This window comes from Bradyrhizobium sp. 18BD, from assembly GCF_054185225.1.
This window is the reverse complement of record NZ_JAVAYL010000018.1, coordinates 74,383-93,803: the sequence shown is the minus strand read 5'-3', so window position 1 is coordinate 93,803 and position 19,421 is coordinate 74,383. Positions and strand designations below refer to the sequence as shown.

Genomic DNA, 19,421 nt, shown 5'->3' with positions numbered 1-19,421 from the left:
CCGGCTTTTCGTCTTTTTCGATCCGCCAATTCCTGGCGCTAAAACCCTGCGCTTAATGCGCGGCTTCCAGCGCGGCCTGTTCCTGCCTTGCGATCGTGCCCTTGACCGCGGACTGCACCTTCTCGAAGGCGCGGACCTCGATCTGGCGGACGCGCTCGCGCGACACGCCGAACTCGGCGGCAAGATCTTCCAGCGTCATCGGCTCATCGGCGAGGCGACGGGCCTCGAAGATGCGGCGTTCGCGCGGGTTGAGCACGCCCATCGCACCATTCAGCGCGTCGCGGCGGTGATCATACTCCTCGTGCTCCGCCATCAGGGCTTCCTGGTTGGGCGTGTTGTCGACCAGCCAGTCCTGCCATTCGCCGGCTTCGCCGTCGTCGCGGATCGGAGCGTTGAGCGACGCGTCGCCACCGAGGCGGCGGTTCATGTCGATCACGTCCTGATCGGTGACGCCGAGGCGCTTGGCAATGATCTTCACCTGGTCGGGGCGGAGATCGCCTTCGTCCAGCGCGTTGATCTTGCTCTTCGCCTTGCGCAGGTTGAAGAACAGCTTCTTCTGGTTCGCGGTGGTGCCCATCTTCACGAGCGACCAGGAACGCAGGATGTACTCTTGAATCGACGCCTTGATCCACCACATCGCGTAGGTGGCGAGACGGAACCCCTTCTCGGGTTCGAAACGCTTCACCGCCTGCATCAGGCCGACATTGCCTTCCGAGACGACCTCGGAGATCGGCAAGCCGTAGCCGCGATAGCCCATGGCGATCTTGGCCACGAGCCGGAGATGGCTGGTGACGAGTTGGTGTGCAGCGTCGCGATCATCGTGTTCGCGCCAACGCTTGGCGAGCATGTATTCCTGCTGGGGTTCCAGCATCGGGAATTTGCGGATTTCGCCAAGGTAACGGGATAAGCCGGATTCTCCATTGAGGACCGGCAAAGCAGCGGTACGGGCCATTGTGAAGCCCCTCCAAAGGTTCAGGCCCCCGATAGCGGCGGGCCAGGCAGACGACCGCTTTGTCAAAGCCGGCCGGGCTGCGATGTTCCGTTGGTCATTTCCAACGCAGGCGCAATATACCCCAACGGGGGGCAAAAAGGGAAGGATTGCTGACGTCACGTCCCCGTGTGGCAGCTATAACTTTTTGTAATGTCAAGCTTTTCCAAAATGGCCTGCGTCATAGCGCCGCTTTGAGGGAGCCTTCCAGGAGAAGCAAATCCTCCGGCAGAGGCGCTTCCCAGTGGAGAAGTTCTCCGGTCCTCGGGTGCTCCAATACCAGCAAATAAGCATGCAGGGCTTGCCGTCCAAGCGCTGCCAGGGAGGCCTGCGACTCGGAGCCGAGCTGGTTGGCCTTGGTCTTGAAATGGGGGCCATAGACCGCATCGCCCATCAGGGGATGGCCGATATGGGCGAGGTGGACGCGGATCTGATGGGTGCGTCCGGTCTCGAGCTCGCAGGCGAGCAGGGCAGCGATCGGCTTGCCGTCGCGCCCCGCAAAACTCTCCAGGATCTCCCAATGCGTCACCGCCTCGCGGCCGCCCTGGCGCACCGCCATCTTCTCGCGGGCATGTGGATGGCGATCGATCGGCGCATCGACGGTGCCGCGATGGCGGTTCGGCACCCCCCAGGCGAAGGCCATGTAGCCGCGCCGCATCGCGCCGGTGCGGCCGTGGTCGGCGAACTGCGCCGACAGCGAGGCGTGGGCGAGGTCGTTCTTGGCGACCACCATCAGCCCGGTCGTATCCTTGTCGAGCCGGTGCACGATGCCGGGCCGGCGCACCCCGCCGATGCCCGACAGGGAGGTGCCGCAATGGGCGATCAGCGCGTTAACCAGCGTCCCGGTCTCGTGCCCGGCGGCGGGGTGGACGACCAGGCCCTTGGGCTTGTTGATGACGATGATGTCGTCGTCCTCGAACACGATATCGAGGGCGATATCCTCGCCCTTGGGCTCCGGCGGGGCCGCTTCCGGCACGTCGATTGTGATCGTATCGCCGGATGCGACGTGATAAGCGGGGTCGCGGACCTCGGTGGCCTTCAGGCTCACGGCGCCCGCCAAAATCAGGGCTTTCAGCCTTGATCGCGACAGGTCTGGCAGGCGCGCCGCCAGCACGCGGTCGAGCCGGGCCGAACCCTCGTCGCCCTCGACCACGACTTCCAACCTCTGCGCAGAGCCAAAGCTTTCCATGACGACGTCTGATACCGCTGTTCCCGAACCGAGCCCCGAGCAGGCCGCGCTGTTCGCGCGGGTGCGGCGGATGATGCTGATCGCGGGGTTGACGACGGCGCTGGCCGTCTGCGCCGTCCTGATCGCGGTGGGCTACCGCCTTTTCAAGTCGGAGGGAAGGGCGGTGGAAGCCGTGGGCGACGTCACCGCCACCCTGCCGAAGGGCGCCAGGATCGTCGCGTCCGGGGTCGCCGGCGACCGCCTCGTGGTCACGCTCGACATCGGCGGGGTTACCGAAATCCGCACCTTCGACGCCCACACCCTGAAGCCAGCCGGAAAGCTGAAATTTGCCAATGAGCCGTAAAACGGCCGATCGGTCCTTGCGGCGAACAAATTTCGCGGCTATTGGCTAGCCCATACGCTCCCTTCGTCTAGCGGTTAGGACGCGGCCCTCTCAAGGCTGAAACAGGGGTTCGATTCCCCTAGGGAGCGCCAGCAAACTCAGGCACTTAGGTAGCCGTCAGCCGCTTTCGTTGAATATTGGTTGAATAAGACGCTGGTGAACAGCGGCGAACGCTTGCGGAATTTGTTCCCGATATTGGCAGACCAGCCTCTGCGCGATGCCTCACTGTGGCTGGCGCATTCGCAAAAAATTTCCTCGTCACCCTGGGTGTCCGGAAATATTCAAACCGCCGCCGTCGTGCGCTGTCGTACGCGAGTGCACTCGGGTGTTCGCATTGACGTTGCTCGCGGAGCTCGAGGAAGCGCAGGCTTTCGTCACCAACGTCATCGAATCCGTCTCTGATATCCTTGTCGTCTGTGACGCCAGGGGGCTGGTGCAGCAGGTCAATTCCGCGTTTCAGCATGCGCTCGGCCGCAGCGTCGGGGATGTCGTCGGCAGGAACATCGCCGACGTCATCGATGCGGCGGACGGTGCCAAGCTGGTGCCGTTGTTGAAGCCGCGCGGCACGCCCGACGTCGTCGACGGCGAACTGAGATTCTTGAGGGATGGCGGCAGCACAGATCTGTTCGCGATCAACAGTTCGCCGCGCCACGATCACCGCGGCCGTTTCATCGGCGTGGTGCTGACGGGCCGGCCGATCGGCGAGCTGCGCCGCGCCTACGAGGCGCTGCACAAGGCGCATCACGAATTGCAGCGCGCCCAACGGCAGCTGGTCGAGCAGGAGAAGATGGCGAGCCTCGGCCGTCTCGTCGCCGGCGTCGCGCACGAGCTGAACAATCCGATCAGCTTCGTCTACGGCAACATTCACACGCTGATCCGTTACCGAGCCGCCATCGTTGCCTACCTCGATGCAATCCACGGCGAGGGCCGGGCGAGCGATCTCGCCGCGCTGAAGAAGAGCCTGCGCATCGACGACGTCCTGGAGGACTTCGGTCCCCTGATCGAGGGCACCATGGAGGGCGCCGTCCGCATCAGCGAGATCGTGAAGAACCTGCGCCGGCTCTCTTTCAGCAAGCTCGGCGAGGTCGAGCGGGTCAATATCGAGCGGTTGATCAACACAGCAGTGCTGTGGGCCGTCCGCACCAAGCAGGAACGCATCGACCTGCAGATGGATATCGAGCCCGGGCTTTGGATCTCCGGAAACGAAGGCCAATTGCACCAGGTCATCGTCAATCTGGTCGAAAACGCCATTGACGCCATGCGCGGCACCGAGGCGCCTCGGCTGGTCGTCTCGGCGGCGCGCAAGGGCAGCGAGGTCCTGTTCCGGATTTCGGACAATAGTCCTGGAATCGACAAGGATCACATCAGCCGCATCTTCGAGCCGTTCTTCACGACCAAGCGCGTCGGCGAGGGCACGGGGCTCGGCCTCTGGATCAGCTACGGCATCGTGCGCGAGCATGGCGGCGAGCTTGTTGCGACGAACGAGCCAGAAGGGGGCGCGACATTTTCATTTGCGCTACTGCAGGCCATCACAACGACGGTTTCTGAATGATTAGATCCTATGTAGCCGGGCCACAATTCCTAAACCGACGACGGTAAGCCGCATCGCGGTGCGTCGGCACCAAAGAGCCAGACCACCGCACCTTCAAACCTCCATTCAGCCTTCCAGCGGCCGACGCGCGTATGCGCAAAGTTGCACCGACGGCCATGATCCCCGATTTGAACCTACTCGCCGATCATTTTTGGCGGCGACGGATAGCGCATGAACGGCGGTTTTTGGCGGCCTATCGAGATCCGGCGTTCCGAGTTAGGATGCTCTCCGGTAAGAAAACAGCGCTTCCGAAATAGTGAGTTTAGCGATGTAGCGGTCTCCCGCTACCACTTTTCCCCACACTCTTTTGACTTGATGTGGATAGGCCCTTTCCCCGAGCAGAGCGTTTAGCCGGCCTGCTATCTCGACGGCTACCCGCCCAGCAGCCAATGCGAATTGGCTCGCTGGGCTTGCGGATCGACGCGCTACGGCCCTCAAGGTGGTTGGAACGTGATCAATCGCCTCCCGATTGTCCCCGCATCGTTCTCTCGATCGCATCGGCCACACACGAGCAGAGATCGTCTGGCGGGCAGGGCTTTTCAAGATACTGACGCGCGCCACTGCTCGAGGCGATCGCCATCGATCGGTCATTTGGAAAAGCCGTCAAGAAAATCACTGGCAAATGCGGAGCTCGCCTCTTGAGCGCCATTTGCAGATCAAGGCCCGACATGCCCGGCATCTGGATGTCACTGATCAGACAGTCGAATCCTACGACGTCCGCCTGCAGGAATGCCTCGGCCGACGAAAACATCTGGATGCTGTAACCCAGTGATCGCATGAGGCTGCCCGTTCCCTCACGGGCAAGATCATCATCATCGACAATTGCGATGGCTGGCTTCGACGTCATTTTGATTCGAGCGGCTTGGCTTTGGTCATGAGCCTCATGCGGAACGAGACGGCGATGATCGGAGTGCTCTCTGGAGTTGCTTCACGCCCGCGACTAAGCGTCACGTGCGGCTTATGGCAAATTTCATAGGATGTCTGCCTTGGCCAGGTGCGGGGGTTGTGGTCGCGTTATCGATCGACGATGTCATTGTTTATATTTACGCACCGGCCTGCCCCAACAAAACCCACTGCCACTCGCGTGCCTCTACTCTCTTGGGGTAGCGAAACTATACCAAGATATGATTGCTGCGGGCCGACCCTCGAGCCCTCCTCATCGCTCGCGCCAAGGATCGCGCATTCAGAGAGCCGCAACAAAGAGTTGCAGGAAACATTTCATCAAATTGGAAGCGCGCTTTCGAGCCGTATTTGCCACCGTCCACGTCCTTGATATGCATCCTTGTGCCGTCCCCGACGAAGTCAATATGTGCCAAGGACGACGAGAATGTCCAAGAAGCAGGGCAGAGCACGGTTTACGGTTACCTCGCGCAGACAGCAGGCCAAATGCCTGCGTCCATCCTACGCGTTCTTGATTGAGGATCATCCGCCGTCGTGATGAGGGACCGACATTGGAAAACTCTCACGACGACCTCTCGTCCCAAATCACTTGTGATCATCGTGGATGACGATCGTACAGTCCGTGAGGGATTGGACAGCCTGCTGCGATCCGTCGGCCTGGACACCTGGCTGTTTGGTTCTCCGGCTGAGTTGCTCCAGAGTTCAGCACCGGATGTGCCAGGATGCATCGTGCTCGACGTTCGACTTCCGGGTCTGAGTGGACTTGACCTTCAGAACCAATTATCGAAGCAGGGCGTCGACCTGCCTATTATCTTCATGACGGGCCACGGCGATATTCCCATGACTGTCCGCGCCATGAAGGCGGGTGCCGTCGACTTCCTGTCCAAACCGTTCAGGGATCAGGACATGCTCGATGCCGTCACGGCAGCGATCGAACGCGATACGCAGAGGCGAGCCGAAGCAGCGGCGAAAGATGAAATCCGCACGCGTTATGAGACCCTGACGTCGCGCGAACGCGAAGTCATGGCGCATGTCGTGACCGGACTGATGAACAAGCAGATCGCCGGCCAAATCGGGCTCAGTGAAATCACGGTGAAGATCCATCGCCGGAATGTCATGAGCAAGATGGGCGTGAGAACAGTCGCCGACCTCGTTCGAAGGGCCGAGGCGCTCGCGTTGTCGGCCGGATCGTCCATAGTTCCGCATTCGAGCGCCGAAGGAACGGGTAATCGACATTAAGTTGGTGGGCAGATGACGGCGGGGCGAAACTTGTCAGAGGACCATGCCTCGACGCCACTCGTACCGGACAAGGCAATACTCGATCGGGCTCTGTCGGTTCTCATCCGCAGCGACGGCGAAGTTGCATGCTTCCGTATGACGGATCCGACGTCGGGGATCGTTTGGCTCGCATTTCGAGCGAGTTGGGCATCCGACTCCGGTTGCCGACGTCTGGAGCATGAATTTGCCCTGCGTGATCGTCTGGATCCTGCCTGGGCGCTGAGACCCAGTGCATTATTCAGAACCCCAGAAGGACCGGTTCTCCTGTTCAGAGACACGGGCGCTACGCCGATTCATTCGGTCGGCGCCGATCGGGATCCGATCGACCATTTCCTGAATATCGCGCTCGCAGCTTCTCATGCGCTTTCATTGGCTCACGAACGGAGGCTTCTGCATCGTGATATCGCACCGTGGAATTTGGTAAGAGAAGACGATGGATCAATAAGGTTGATATCGTTTGGCCAATCCGGCGTGCTTGATTCTTCCGATCGCTTGTCAATTGCGGCGGGGCGAGAGCGGAGCGTTGCCTACGCCGCTCCTGAAGAAGTGCGACACGCGGACGCGTACGCCGATGAGCGGACCGATCTCTACTCGCTAGGCATCACGCTGTTCGAGGTGTTGACCGGAGCGCTGCCGCTGATGGCGGAAACGACGGCCGAGTGGCTGCATGCACATATTGCCGTGGAGCCTCGACCTCCGAGCGCCTACCGCGCCGACGTGCCGGATATGCTCGATGCACTCATTTTGAAGTTGGTCGCGAAAGACCCCCAGGACAGATATCAGAGCGCCTCAACTCTCGAAGCGGATCTCAGGCGATGCTCCAGGGAATGGACTGCTGGCGGCGCCATTTCCCAATTCGAACTCGGTCGAATAGACCGACTGCGAAGGCTCACAAGCAATCCCGGGCTGTTTGGTCGTGATGTGGAGCTGCGAGAATTAGCTGATGGCTATATGCGGGTTGCCAGAACTGGCGATGCCGAGATAGCCCTGCTCGCCGGCCCGGCAGGGGCGGGCAAGACGGCCCTCGTGGGAGAGCTGGCTCTGACGGTTGGCCGGATGTCGGCGTCATTTGCATCCGGAAAACCCGACCAGTATCAGCCAGCGACACCTTATGCTTCCGTCGTTCAGGCGGCACGTTCCCTTATCATGACGGTTCTGGGCGGAAAGCGCTCGGAATTGGAGACGAAGCGGATTGCGTTGCTGGCGCAGCTTGGCGGTCACGCCCAACTCATTGCGAATCTTGTTCCTGAACTGGAGCTGGTCATCGGACCGCAACCGGCTTTAAATCATATAGCGGCTGACCAGGTCCCGTTGCGGGTCAACCGAGCTCTGGTGGCATTCTTTCAGGCATTTGCGACTGACGGGGCGCCACTCCTTCTCTTCATTGACGATCTTCAATGGACCGACAACGCGACCCTCGAGCTGATCGAGGTGATTGTCGCCGAGAGACCGAAGAACCTCTTTCTGGTCGGTGCCTACCGCAGCGACAAGTCAATCCGGGCGCGGCGCTTTGATAGGTTCTTGAGCGGTGTCACCGGTCATTCTTCTGTCACTTCGAATCTTTCTCTATTCCCGCTGACGATCGGTGAGGTCGGTCGTTTCGTCGCCGCAATGCTGGATGAATACGAGCAGCCGCTGGATGAACTGGCGCGGATCGTGCATGAAAAGACTGGAGGAAATCCGTTCTACGCGACACAGCTCATACGGGCGCTTGTCGATGAACGCGCTGTCCAATACAATGATGAGCTGCAGCGGTGGACTTGGAACGTCGTGGCCGTCGCCGGCCACCAACAAACAGTTAATGTCGTCGACCTTCTGATCCTGAGATTCGGGCGATTGCCGCCCGGAACGAGAGAAGTGCTTCGTCTTCTCGCGTGCATCGGTGCAGGTGCCTATGACATTCTGCTGGCGCGTGTGGCGTCTGTTGAGGTCGAAGAGCTTCGACGTCGTCTGGAGCCGGCTGAGAAGGCCGGCCTGATCGTGATGAGCGATGGCGCGCTGGCATTCTCGCATGATCGTGTGCAAGAGGCCGCATACGAATTGACTCCGGCAACTGAACGCGCAATCCAGCATGCGGCAATTGCCGTTGCGATGTTCGATGTTTGGCGGGAGCGCCTCCAGGACGCCGCTTTCGAAATTGCCAGCCAGATCGAGCTCTCTGTCGGAACGTCGCTGGACACACAACGGACCTGCCAGTTCGTCGAAGGACTGATCGCGGCAGCAGAGCGGGCCGTGGTCGCTGCCGCACGCACGCAAGCCTTATCGTATCTGGCGACGGCAAACCAACTCCTCGGTGCGGACCGATGGACGGCGCACTACAACTTGGCGCGACAGATTGCCGTGCTTCGCGCCGAATGCCTGCTTGCGACCGCCGACCTGGACGCAGCGATGACCGAAGTCAACGGTCTGTTCCACAGACTGAAAACCGATTTCGACAAGGCCGAGGCCCACCGTCTGAAAGCCGCCCTGCAAACTGTGCGGTCGGACTTCCGCGGCGCGACCGAGACTGCGCTCTCCGGACTGCGCCTCCTCGGAGTCGATCTGCCATCGCAGCCGTCGGGCGAACAATTGGCGGCCGCTTACGACGCGGTCAAGCAGGGTCTCAAGGGAAGGAGCATCGCGGACATCGTCGATCTTCCGCTGGTGAGCAATCCGAGGATCGAAGCCGCGATGGCGCTGCTAACCGCGCTCGAAGCATCTATGTTCTTCCCGAGCCGCGGCTTGATGTTCCTGCATCTGGCGGTCATGGTGCAGCTCACCTTGGAGCACGGCGTGACCCCGGCTTCCGTCCAGGGTCTTGCCTGGTTTGGGGTAAGCTTGGCCGCAACCCACGATGAGCCAAGCGAAGGCCTTGCCTACGCCGAGGTCGCGTTGGCGCTCGTCGACCGGCATGGATACGAAAAGTATCGAACCGTGACGCTGCTCGCGCTCGATCAGGTGGGCGTTTGGACGCGGCCGCTCTCATATGCCATCGGGCGCGCGAGGGAAGCGAAGATGGCCGGCAACGCAAGCCCGGGACTGCGATGGCTTTGCTATAGCTGCAATCACATTGTGTCGGATCTCCTCGTAATGGGAGAAGAACTATCCGTCGTCGAGGAAGAATTGGAGCCACTCCTGAAGATTGCCAGGGGAGCAGGGTATGAGGACATTGTCGATCTGGTATCGACGCAATTCGAATTTGTGAAATCTCTGCAGCAAGGAGCAACGACCCCGGTCGGAATCTGGGAGCTCGCCTACGGCTCCGATTCGGCGGTATCCGCGGCCGGCAGGCAGCCAATGTCCGCATTGTTCTTTTGGACCTATTTGTTGCGGGGGGAATGTTTCTTTCTATATGGCGATCTGAAGAATGCGGCGACCTTTCTGGCAAAAGCCGGTGAGTTGGCGTGGTCTGTGCCTGCGCACATCAATCTGTCCGATCATCGCCTGTATGCAGCTTTGACGGCGACACAGAGCGTCGAGGCCGATGAAGACAACCAGAAGCTCGGATCGGTATCTGAACATCGCGAGCGCTTTGAGACATGGGCCGCGCTTAATCCTGGAACGTTCCGGAACAAGCTCACCCTGATTGACGCGGAGCTGGCGCGTTTGCGGGGAGATGACCTTGCGGCGATGAAATTTTACGAAGAATCTGCGAGTGCAGCCGCTTCGGAGGGGTTCGTCCACGAGCAGGCCCTGGCGTACGAACTTGCCAGCCGTCATGCCAGGAATGTTGGCCTCGAAAGCATTGCGGCTCATCACGCGCGTCTGGCCTATTCCAGCTATCGTCGATGGGGCGCTCACGGAAAGCTTCGTCAGCTCGAGACGCAGTTCCCGTTTCTGGCGACGGAATCGCGTGTCAGTTCCGGTCAGGTGTTTCACGGCCAGGAACATCTTGATTTGTCGGTCGCCATGAGAACCGCGCAAGCCTTGTCGGAGGAAATTGCTCTCGATCAGCTCATCAAGTCGCTGATGAAGAGCATGATCGTCCATGCGGGCGCTCAATATGGCGTGCTGCTACTGATGCGTAACGACGAGGCGCGCATCGAAGCAACGGGGCGGGTGATCGACGAGAATGTCGTTGTCGATGTTGGAGTTGCGACGCCGACGGATGATCATGTACCTCTTTCGGTTCTTTATACCGTCGTGCGGACCCGTAAATCGGCGTCGTTCGGCAATGCCAGCTCTCAAGCGCTGCCTCAGCATACGGCAAGCCTTGCGCTTCATCCCGCCCGCTCTCTGCTTTGCCTGCCGTTCCTGAAACAGGGCGTTCTGGTCGGTGTGCTGTACCTCGAAAACAATCTCGCGCAGGACGTCTTTACGCCCGGAAAGATAGCGATGCTGGAGGTGCTCGCCCCCCAGGCGGCCAACTCGCTCGAGGCCGCGCGGCTCTATGCGGAATTGATGGAAGAGAATGCTCGGCGGCAGAAAACCGAAGCCGCTCTGCGCAGTGCTCGGTCTGACCTCGCTCGGACTTCTCATCTCACCGTCATGGGTGAACTCGCGGCGTCCATCGCGCACGAGATCAACCAGCCGCTCTCCGCCATTCTGTCCAGCGTGGGAGCAGGCCTCCGTTGGCTCAAAGCTGACCAGCCGGATCTCGAGGAGGTTCTCCTGACCCTCGAAAATATCCGGAACGCCGGTCAGAGAGCCGCCGATATCGTGCGTGCGCTACGCGCATTGGCGAAGCAGGAGCCAGCGAGCCGGGCCAACGTCATCGTTGATGACCTGATCCGGGAAATACTCATGCTTACATCGCCAGACATCGAGAAAAAGGGGGTAGGCCTTACAGCAAGGCTGGACTCAGCCGGTGTGCAGGTCGTTGCAGATCGAACTCAGCTGCAGCAAGTTGTATTGAATCTCGTGACGAACGCGCTCGATGCAATGTCCGATATCCAAACGCCGCGTGAACTTGTGGTCACGTCCCGCGTCGGGGACAATTCTGTCATCGTGAGCGTGCAGGATACCGGAAAAGGTATTTCCGACGAGATCAGATCACGCATTTTCGATCCGTTCTTCACGACGAAGAGCAGCGGGATGGGCATGGGGTTATCGATTTGCCGGTCGATCATGGAAGCTCACGGTGGAACGCTTGAGGCCGCCGCGACGGGGGGAGGCGGCAGCTCCTTAATGTTCAAGCTTCCAGTTGCGCCATGTACGGACGCTCCTCGATGACGGTAGGCGCAGTGCCGTGGTCGGCTATTGAGAATCTCGTTGCTATGGCTGCGTGACCCGCGGGCTCACAGACGCCATCTGACTGCTGCCCTCGCGAGAGTTTCGAGCGTTCCGAAAGACCGATTCGAACCTCGCGCGGTAAACAGTCGCATCGTGCCAGAATTGCCTGCTCAGCGCAGAGCGAGGTTGCCCGCTATGTCGCGCAATATGGCCAACTGTCAATCGGCGCGGGGGCCCGACGCCGATGGGCAAACCAAGCCCTTGATCTAGCAAACGTCAGAGGGGTCAATATTTGCCGCTTACTTTCAGTCAGTCGCGGCGTGGCGGGAACTTCTTCTCGGTCCCTGAATCACATGGAAGGGGGCCGAGCAGCTATGAGATGGGCAACTTTGGGCTCAGCTATGGCACCGAATTCGCGGATCGATTCCTGAACGACTCGGTCCGCATTCGTCACGCGTTGGTGCTGTCGGAGATGCTCGAGCCAGGACGCCACCATGAACGTTTCCAGGAAGCGTCCGCTCTCCGCCGTGTCCTCGAAGATGTCCCATGCATAGGCGCCGTCGCGCCGTCTCTGTAGGCCTAACTTCATCACGGAGGAGAGGAAGGCGTCGCGCCGTTCCGGAGCGATCAGGTATTCGACTGTGACGAGGACCGGTCCACGATCCGCATCGGAATCGATAGTCAATATGGGCGCTGGCCAATGCATCGACGGCGCAAGATCGATTCCTGCGCCTGTTTGAAGTTTCCAATGCCAGGTGAGCGCGATTCCGACGACGGCTCCCGCGGCAGCAAGGAAATGTGCCGCGGGCAAGCCGAGCCCAGAGGCAAGCTGCCCCCACAGCGCGCTGCCGGCGGTCATCGCTCCGAAGAAGACGGTGACGAACATGGCCAGTCCGCGGCCACGCACCCAATCCGGCAACGAGACTTGAACTGAGACGTTGACCGTGGCGAGGACGGCGATCCATGAGATGCCTGCGATCAGGCATGCCGCAAGTCCGATTTCCGGGTAACGCGCGATGCCAAGGAGGATCAGACTGACCGCAGTTCCGGCGGTGCCGGCAGCGACGAGCCCGTCGGGCCCGAAGGTCGCCTTCAACCAGGACAGCATAAACGCACCGACGACGGCGCCCACGCCGATCGCGCCGAGTAGAATGCCGTAGAGTTCTGGACCGCCCGCGATCTGATTGCGTGCGACAAGTGGGAGCAGTGCCCAATAGGCGCTCGCGAAAAAGAAGAACGCCGCCGCCCTGACGAGCGTCGCACGGAGCTTGGGATTGAAGCGCGCATGGCGGAAGCCGATCACCATGGCGCCGGCGAGACGCTCCGGCGGCAGTGTGCTGCCTTGCGAGGACGCCGGGCGCCACCAAAGCAGCGCTCCGATCACGGCGAAATTGCTCAGCGCGTTGATCCAAAAGGGTGCCGCGATGCCCAATCCGCCGATGACTACACCACCGAGCGCCGGCCCGATAGCCCTGCTGATGTTGACGCCCACGCCATTGCTGGCGATGGCTGCCGCCAGGTCCTGCTTCGGGACGAGTTGCGGGACGACCGACTGCCATGCGGGCGCGGTGAACGCAGCGCCCGCGCCGAGCAGAAACGTGAACAGCAGCAGGATGGGAGGGGTGACGAGGTTAAGCCCGACGAGCACCGCGCTTGCTGCCGCGACGATCGTAAGGATGATCTCACAACCGATCAGAAAACGGCGCTTGTCGACGGTATCCGCCAGCGCACCGGCTGGGAGTGCGAACAGAAACATTGGAAGGCTGCTCGCAACCTGAACCAGGGAGACGGTAAGCGGATCGGCATCGAGGCTGGTCATCAGCCATCCGGACGCCGCGTTGTACATCCACGTGCCGACGTTGGCGACGACGGTCGCGGTCCACACAACCGTGAACGTAGTATGCCGAAACGCGATCCATGGAGAAGCGTTTTTCATTGCGGGTGATGGATCGGACTCTTCGTTGGATGGGGGCATCGTGGTCACTCAACCGATCGAAATTTTCCACAAGGACCGGCGGCGCCTGCCCAAATGCTCCAGAAACCCGAGCAGCGCCTCAGTCACTCGTTGGCTTGAGTACTGTGGTGTAATTGGTGGGCAACCACTCGAACCGTCCATCGATCGAACGGATATGCCCGATCCCGGGAAATGCGATATGGGCCGCGGCGATCCACGTCGTATTCTGAGCGGCCTTGGCGAACATCGCTGTGCGTTCCGCCTCCGCCGAGAAAGGATCGTTGTCGTAAGTGACGGTAACCGCGGGATCCGGAAACTGGATCGGAGCGACATGAACGAGGTCGCCCCACAACAAAAGTGTCTTTCCTTCACTCGAGACTTCGTAGGACGTGTGGCCTGGCGTGTGCCCGGGGGTAGGGACTGCACGAATCCCCGGCGAGAGCTGCTGTCCATCTGAGAAGGGTTTCAGCCGACCCGATTCCATGTAGGGCTTCAACGAAGCGCGATCGCCCTCGAACATCGGCTTGAGGAACTTGGGGGCCTCGCCTTCGTTCTTGGCGTCGAGCCAGTAATCGATATCCCTCTGGTTGACTCTGACGGTCGCATTGGGAAATGCGGGCTTTCCTTGAGGCGCGATGCCACCGACGTGATCTGCATGAAGGTGCGTCAGATAGATCTCGTCGATCTGCTCCGGCCTGTATCCGGCCGCACGAAGATTTTCCAGAAGATGGCCGCAACATGCGCCGTAGAGACTGCCGGCGCCGCTGTCGATCAGTACGAGCCGATCCCCCGTATTCACCAAAAAGGCATTGATCGAACCTTCCACGGGAGCGGAGAGATCGGAAGCTGCGAGCAAGGCATCTGCTTTGCCGGGATGGCTTTCCATGAGCTTAACGGCTTTCCGGTCTCCGCCCGGCATCGTCTCGTTCCGTGTCATCACGTCGTGGACCGGGAAAGGATGCGTGCCGTCGAGCAAAGCCGTTATTTCCACATGGCCGAGCATGATGCGGTAGAAGCCCGGTGCCTGGGCGCGGACCTGAGGGGCACCGGCTTGCGCCTCCTCATGGGACAACAGGGTTACGAACGCCAACAGCGCGATGGTGTGGATCGGCTTCATTTGCGCTTCCTCATCTTCAGGTGCCCAGCTCAGTCGCGGACTTCTCAGCCGTTCCAGCCGTTCAGGAAATCGAGAAGAAGTCTGTTGACCGCTTCGGGTTGCTCTTCCTGCGGAAGATGGCCGCAGCGTTCGATCGGAGCCACAGTGAGATTCTCGGCCATCTCGCTCCAGATCGATTTCATGTCGAACAGACGGCCGACGGCTCCAAAATCTTCGCCCCAAAGGGAGAGCACGGGGCATTTGATCTTCTTGTCGGCGTCCTCGAGGTCCTGAGCGACGTCTTCGGCACTTGCGCGATAATCGGCCATCGCGCCTCGTACGGCGCCAGGCGCTCTATAGGCCCTCACGTAGGTTTCGAACGCCTCGCCGGTGATCGTCATTGGGTCGTGGCACCAATCGGAGAAGAAGTGCCGAAGCCAGATATCCTCCCGTCCCGCGATCAATGCCTCCGGCAGATCGGGAATCTGGTGGAACATGAAGAACCAGTATTCGCGGGCGACCTTGGCGTTCATCTCGCGCGCAACGACGCGCGTCGGAACGTTGTCCATGACCACGAGACGATCGACGATGTCCGGGTGGTCCTTGACAAGACGCGTGGCGACGCGCGCGCCGCGGTCGTGTCCGACCAGCGCGATGCGTCCCACCCCGAGCGCCTTCAACAGCTCGACGATGTCGTTGGCCATCGTCCGCTTGTCATAGCCATTCGCAGGCTTGTCGGTTTCCCCGTATCCGCGAAGATCTGGGGCAATCACCCGGTAGTGGGGCGCAAGCGCCGGAATCTGGAACCGCCAGGCGAAGTTGGTCTCGGGAAAGCCATGCAGAAGCACGACCGGCGGACCGGTCCCTGCCTCAAGGTAGAATTGCCTGATGCCGTTGGCACGGCACGTGGTCCGATGGATGGTAGTCACGGATCTGGCGCCCCGGTACAAGGTTTTGAGCCGCCATCCTTGGTGAAGTCGGTCGGGACTGATTGCAGGTTTTGACGACGCTTTGTACGATTGCGTCGCAGCAGTAGCGAAAAATGTCCGGCGTCGGACCGAATTTTGCCTTGGCGGCGGTTCCGTTGTCGGGAGAAAGTCCAAGACACGGTGGGGATGTTCGGGATTGTGTGGTCGAAACGACCGGTTCCAGAGCGAGAGGGAGGACCCGTAACGTGAATATCACAGACCGAACGGACCGCCTCAGCACCGCGCATCGGACGGCGACGACGTGAACGCGCGGGGACTTCACCACGTTACGACCATCATCGGCGACGTACGACGCGCCGCTGACTTCTACGTGGGTGTGCTGGGACTCAAGCGGGTCAAGAAGACCGTCTGCTATGATGACCCCGGCAGTTACCACGTGTACTACGGCGACGACCTCGGAAATCCGGGCGCCGTGATGAGCACGCTCGCCTGGAATTGCGTGACACCAGGGATGTCAGGTGCCGGCGAGGTCGTGCAGACCGCTTTCCGCGTCGCGCCGAATTCGCTGGACTGGTGGGCAGATCGGCTCGAATCCTTGGGTGTACCCAATCGAATGGAAGTATCGCCCTTCGGGGAACGTGTGCTCTGTTTCGCGGATCCCGATGGGACGCCGCTCTCGCTGATCGAGACATGGGAAGCAAAGTCGGGGCAAGCCGGTCAAAACTCAATGGCCGATCGCGCGCTGCGCGGCCTTCATGGCGTTACGCTGAACGTCCGCGAGGAGGATGCGACGATCGACATCCTTCAGAAGGTATTTGATTTCCAACTCGTCGCTCATCGGGACGGGACCATGCGCTTCGTGGCTCATGACGGCCCGGGCGGCACGATCACGTTGCGCATGATCGGGAAGTCCTCGCGGGGACGTCTCGGCGGTGGCACCATCCGGCACGTCGCTTTCCGCGCCAGGGATATCGACGACCGAACCGCAATGATCGAAAAGCTTCAGTCGACATACGGCATCGTGGTGAGCGATCCCATCGAGCGAACCTACCTGAACGCAGTAGGCTTTCGTGCGCCGTGCGGCGTGCTTTTCGAAATTGCGACCGATGGTCCCGGATTTACCGTCGACGAGGCGCCGGAACGGCTGGGCCAGAAACTTCAGCTTCCTGCTTTTCTCGAAGAGCGCCGCGCCGAGTTGCAGGCGATCTTACCGCCGCTCAATTGAACGGGCTGTCGATCATCGAGAGCTCGACCTTCCATGAAATCGGTAAGTCGCGGGCAGACGAAGTCGAGGAATGCTTTCACGCGAGAAGGCAGCCGGGGGCCTCCGTGATAGAGCGCGTGCACTTGCTCTTCGTCGCCTGCGGTACCCTCGAGCACTTCGACCAAGTGGCCAGCCGCCATATCATCGCGAATGTGATAGTCGGCGAGCCGGGCGAGGCCGATGCCCGCGATTGCCATTCGCCGCAAGGTTTGGGCGTTGTTCGCAAGCAGGGAGCCGTTGACCGCCCGGTCGACAATTCGCCCGCTCTCCTTCAGAGGCCAGACCGGTGCAGAGCGCCGGAAATTGAATCCCAGGCAGTTGTGACCGGAAAGATCCTCCACCCTTTTTGGCTCGCCCAAGCGGTCAATGTAGTCGGGGGATGCGACGATCCTTCTCTTGACGACCCCAATGCGTCGGGCGACCAGCGCAGAGTCCTGCAAGGGGCCGACGCGGAAGGCGACGTCGGTTCGGTCGAGGTACAGATCGACGATCTCGTCGGACAGCGAGAGGTCGATCACGATGTCGGGATGAGGTTCCCAAAAAGCCGGGAACAGGGGTTCGAGGCCGAGGATGCCGAAGGAAACGGTGGCGTTGACGCGGATCGTCCCCCCGGCCGTCGCTGCGCCCCGAGAAATGCCGCGCTCGATGCCATCGAGTTCGTCCAGCAATGCAAGGCTCTTCTCATAGTACGTCCGGCCTTCGGACGTCAGGCACAGCCTCCGCGTCGAACGCTCGAACAGCCGTACGCCGAGCCGAACCTCGATCCTTCCGATGAGCTTGCTGACGGTGGACGGCGTCATCAAGAGGCGACGGGCCGCCTCGGAATAACTCCCGGCTTCCACCACGCGGAGGAAGACCTGCATTTCGCCGATACGATTATCCATCACCTGCCCATCTATGAAACCGTTTCACAGATAAAGTGGAATTGGGGCGGATTATCAAGTCCGGCAAACGTCACCTATCATGGGCAGTCGTTTCCTTTTCCAACCGATTTTCCGATTAGCACGTTGCGGTCGGCAGCTCTCGGATCGGCGACTTGACAGAAATGATTGTTTCGATAGACGCGACGATGTGGTCCTTCGGTAAACATGTCCAACGGCGGATAGCTTTGTGACGCCAATGATGGAAGAGTCTGATATTGCGTCCTGCGGCTTCTACGGGCGTCGCCTCAGCGACCACCTCGGAATGGAGGGCGATTGTCTGTTGCGGATCAATCGCGAAGGACAGTTGGCGCTCGCGGTAACCCGCCTGGCCTGCTCCCGCTTCGTGCGAGAACGGACGACCGCCATTCCGTCCGAACCGGCCTTCAGCATCCTGCACCAGCTCGGCGATCTCGAAGGGCACTCCTGCTGGCTCGCCGGACGACCGCGTTATTCGGGCGCTTTCGGAGCTGGGACTGTCAGCGTGATCGACCTTCGCGACAATCCGCAATGCGAATTCAAGGGGCCTTTCGACGCCCTTCAGTATTATGTTCCCCGGAAGGCTCTGGACGAGTTCGCTCGCGAGCATGGAGCCAAACCCATCTCGACCCTCAAATGGAGCAGAGATCAGCGTGATCCGTTCCTGTCGACGCTGTCGAGCGTTCTGCTCAGCGCGGTGGAGCAGGATCCGGCGACAAACCAGCTCTTCATCGACCAGATCGGGCTCAGTGTGCTCGCCCACGTCGCCCAGACCTATGGCGGCATGCGGCCGAGCGACGGGGTCTCAGGCGGAGGGCTGGCGCCGTGGCAGGAGCGACGGGCCAAGGAGATCATGCGGACGCGGCTTGCCAGCAACCTGACGATCGCCGACGTTGCCGCGGAATGCAAGTTGACGCCAAGCCACTTCGCGAGGTCGTTCCGGCGCAGCACCGGCGTCGCGCCTCACGAATTCCTTTCGCAACTCCGGATCGATGAAGCCAAGCGCCTCATGTTGACCACGAAGCTTCCGCTCGCCGACATCGCGCTCATCTGCGGTTTCGGCGACCAGAGCTACTTCACCAGGGTGTTTTCTCGCAACGTCGGCGCAAGCCCCGGAGCCTGGCGACGGGCCCGGACCGACGGCTAGGTCCGGGCGCGCCTTTTTCAGGTGGGACGGATCATATCGCGGGCATAGGCCAAACCGATCCCGTATCCGCCCGCATGAGATTCAACGATGGCGCGTGCGCCGTCATACGTTTCGTGCCTTGTCCAATCGCGCTGCATCTCGAGCAGGACCTGGATCCAGGATGTCAGGCGAGCACCGGCGGCCTGCATCCGGCCGAGAGCCAGCTCGTGGCTTGCAGTCGTGAGGCCTCCGCAGGCATCGCCGACGACATAGACTTCCAATCCGGCCGCCAGCGCCGAGAGCACCGCGAATGTCACGCACGCTTCGGTAAGCAGGCCCGAAACGATCAGGCGGCTTCGACCGGTGGAAAGGATGGCTTTGCGCGCCTTGTCGTCCTCCCACACGTTCATACTGCGCCGGTCGATCGGCTCGATACCGGGCAGCGCCGACTTAACGGCCGGCATCAGCGGCCCGCTGTACACCTTTGTCGCCGAGGTCGAGGCGACGACCGGCAGGCCGAACACCGTCGCGGTCTTGGCGAGCGCGACGACGTTGTTGATGAGAACCTGCCGGTCGATCGACCCCACGCCGAACGCCAGGCCAGCCTGTTGGTCGACCAGAAGCAGGGCACAGTCCTTTGGCTCGAGCAGATGAAGTGGGTTCGGGGCCATCGG

15 protein-coding genes and 1 tRNA gene are annotated in these 19,421 nt (G+C 60.8%); 7 read left to right on the top strand and 9 right to left on the bottom strand.

The genetic code is table 11. The features are described from left to right. Positions 1-52 precede the first annotated feature (52 nt). Positions 53-952 carry an RNA polymerase sigma factor RpoH gene (rpoH, locus tag RAD16_RS28845; RefSeq protein WP_458161212.1) on the bottom strand — a complete coding sequence of 300 codons (900 nt, stop codon included), beginning with the start codon at positions 950-952 and terminating at the stop codon, positions 53-55. 217 nt (positions 953-1,169) lie between these two features. Next, the gene (locus RAD16_RS28840) at positions 1,170-2,177 is read right to left on the bottom strand and encodes an RluA family pseudouridine synthase (protein WP_458161211.1); all 1,008 of its coding nucleotides are present in this window, start codon (positions 2,175-2,177) and stop codon (positions 1,170-1,172) included. On the opposite strand from RAD16_RS28840, the gene RAD16_RS28835 reads away from it, so the two are divergent. The 3 genes from RAD16_RS28835 to RAD16_RS28825 all read left to right on the top strand — a co-directional run bounded on the left by RAD16_RS28835 (position 2,176) and on the right by RAD16_RS28825 (position 4,111). Continuing rightward, the gene (locus RAD16_RS28835; protein WP_458161210.1) at positions 2,176-2,520 is read left to right on the top strand and encodes a hypothetical protein; all 345 of its coding nucleotides are present in this window, start codon (positions 2,176-2,178) and stop codon (positions 2,518-2,520) included. The two genes, RAD16_RS28840 and RAD16_RS28835, sit on opposite strands and share 2 nt — an antisense overlap. A 56-nt stretch (positions 2,521-2,576) precedes the next feature. Then, positions 2,577-2,651 (top strand) — tRNA-Glu (locus RAD16_RS28830). 242 nt (positions 2,652-2,893) lie between these two features. Then, positions 2,894-4,111: a sensor histidine kinase gene (locus RAD16_RS28825; protein ID WP_458161209.1), complete on the top strand. Its 1,218-nt coding sequence runs from the start codon at positions 2,894-2,896 to the stop codon at positions 4,109-4,111. A gap of 493 nt (positions 4,112-4,604) precedes the next feature. Here the strand turns inward: RAD16_RS28825 and RAD16_RS28820 are convergent, their stop codons facing one another. After that, positions 4,605-4,997, bottom strand: a complete 393-nt coding sequence (locus RAD16_RS28820) for a response regulator transcription factor (RefSeq protein ID WP_458161208.1) — start codon at positions 4,995-4,997, stop codon at positions 4,605-4,607. 590 nt (positions 4,998-5,587) lie between these two features. On the opposite strand from RAD16_RS28820, the gene RAD16_RS28815 reads away from it, so the two are divergent. Then, complete coding sequence (locus RAD16_RS28815) at positions 5,588-6,289, top strand: response regulator transcription factor (protein WP_458161322.1); 702 nt, start codon at positions 5,588-5,590, stop codon at positions 6,287-6,289. A 30-nt stretch (positions 6,290-6,319) separates the two neighbouring features. Continuing rightward, a complete protein-coding gene (locus RAD16_RS28810; protein ID WP_458161207.1) occupies positions 6,320-11,479 on the top strand; it encodes a trifunctional serine/threonine-protein kinase/ATP-binding protein/sensor histidine kinase in 5,160 nt (1,719 codons plus the stop codon). Positions 11,480-11,828: 349 nt separating this feature from the next. On the opposite strand, the gene RAD16_RS28805 is transcribed toward RAD16_RS28810, so the two are convergent. From RAD16_RS28805 to RAD16_RS28795, 3 genes are all read right to left on the bottom strand, one after another. Beyond that, complete coding sequence (locus RAD16_RS28805; protein ID WP_458161321.1) at positions 11,829-13,454, bottom strand: MFS transporter; 1,626 nt, start codon at positions 13,452-13,454, stop codon at positions 11,829-11,831. 79 nt (positions 13,455-13,533) lie between these two features. Further along, on the bottom strand, positions 13,534-14,550 hold the full coding sequence (locus RAD16_RS28800; protein ID WP_458161206.1) for an MBL fold metallo-hydrolase: 1,017 nt from the start codon (positions 14,548-14,550) through the stop codon (positions 13,534-13,536). Between the two features lie 44 nt (positions 14,551-14,594). Then, on the bottom strand, positions 14,595-15,458 hold the full coding sequence (locus tag RAD16_RS28795; protein ID WP_458161205.1) for an alpha/beta fold hydrolase: 864 nt from the start codon (positions 15,456-15,458) through the stop codon (positions 14,595-14,597). Positions 15,459-15,759: 301 nt separating this feature from the next. Between RAD16_RS28795 and RAD16_RS28790 the strand changes: the two genes are divergently transcribed. Then, positions 15,760-16,683: a ring-cleaving dioxygenase gene (locus tag RAD16_RS28790; protein WP_458161204.1), complete on the top strand. Its 924-nt coding sequence runs from the start codon at positions 15,760-15,762 to the stop codon at positions 16,681-16,683. On the opposite strand, the gene RAD16_RS28785 is transcribed toward RAD16_RS28790, so the two are convergent. After that, positions 16,617-17,606 carry a LysR family transcriptional regulator gene (locus RAD16_RS28785; protein WP_458161203.1) on the bottom strand — a complete coding sequence of 330 codons (990 nt, stop codon included), beginning with the start codon at positions 17,604-17,606 and terminating at the stop codon, positions 16,617-16,619. The genes RAD16_RS28790 and RAD16_RS28785 overlap by 67 nt on opposite strands. Positions 17,607-17,721: 115 nt before the next feature. Continuing rightward, positions 17,722-18,066 carry a hypothetical protein gene (locus RAD16_RS28780; RefSeq protein WP_458161202.1) on the bottom strand — a complete coding sequence of 115 codons (345 nt, stop codon included), beginning with the start codon at positions 18,064-18,066 and terminating at the stop codon, positions 17,722-17,724. A 60-nt stretch (positions 18,067-18,126) separates the two neighbouring features. Here RAD16_RS28780 and RAD16_RS28775 point away from each other — a divergent pair, with 60 nt between their 5' ends. Next, entirely contained in the window at positions 18,127-18,768 is a 642-nt protein-coding gene (locus RAD16_RS28775; RefSeq protein ID WP_458161200.1) for a helix-turn-helix domain-containing protein, read from the top strand. 17 nt (positions 18,769-18,785) lie between these two features. On the opposite strand, the gene RAD16_RS28770 is transcribed toward RAD16_RS28775, so the two are convergent. Next, the gene (locus tag RAD16_RS28770) at positions 18,786-19,418 is read right to left on the bottom strand and encodes a hydrolase (protein WP_458161199.1); all 633 of its coding nucleotides are present in this window, start codon (positions 19,416-19,418) and stop codon (positions 18,786-18,788) included. Between the last annotated feature and the right edge of the window lie 3 nt (positions 19,419-19,421).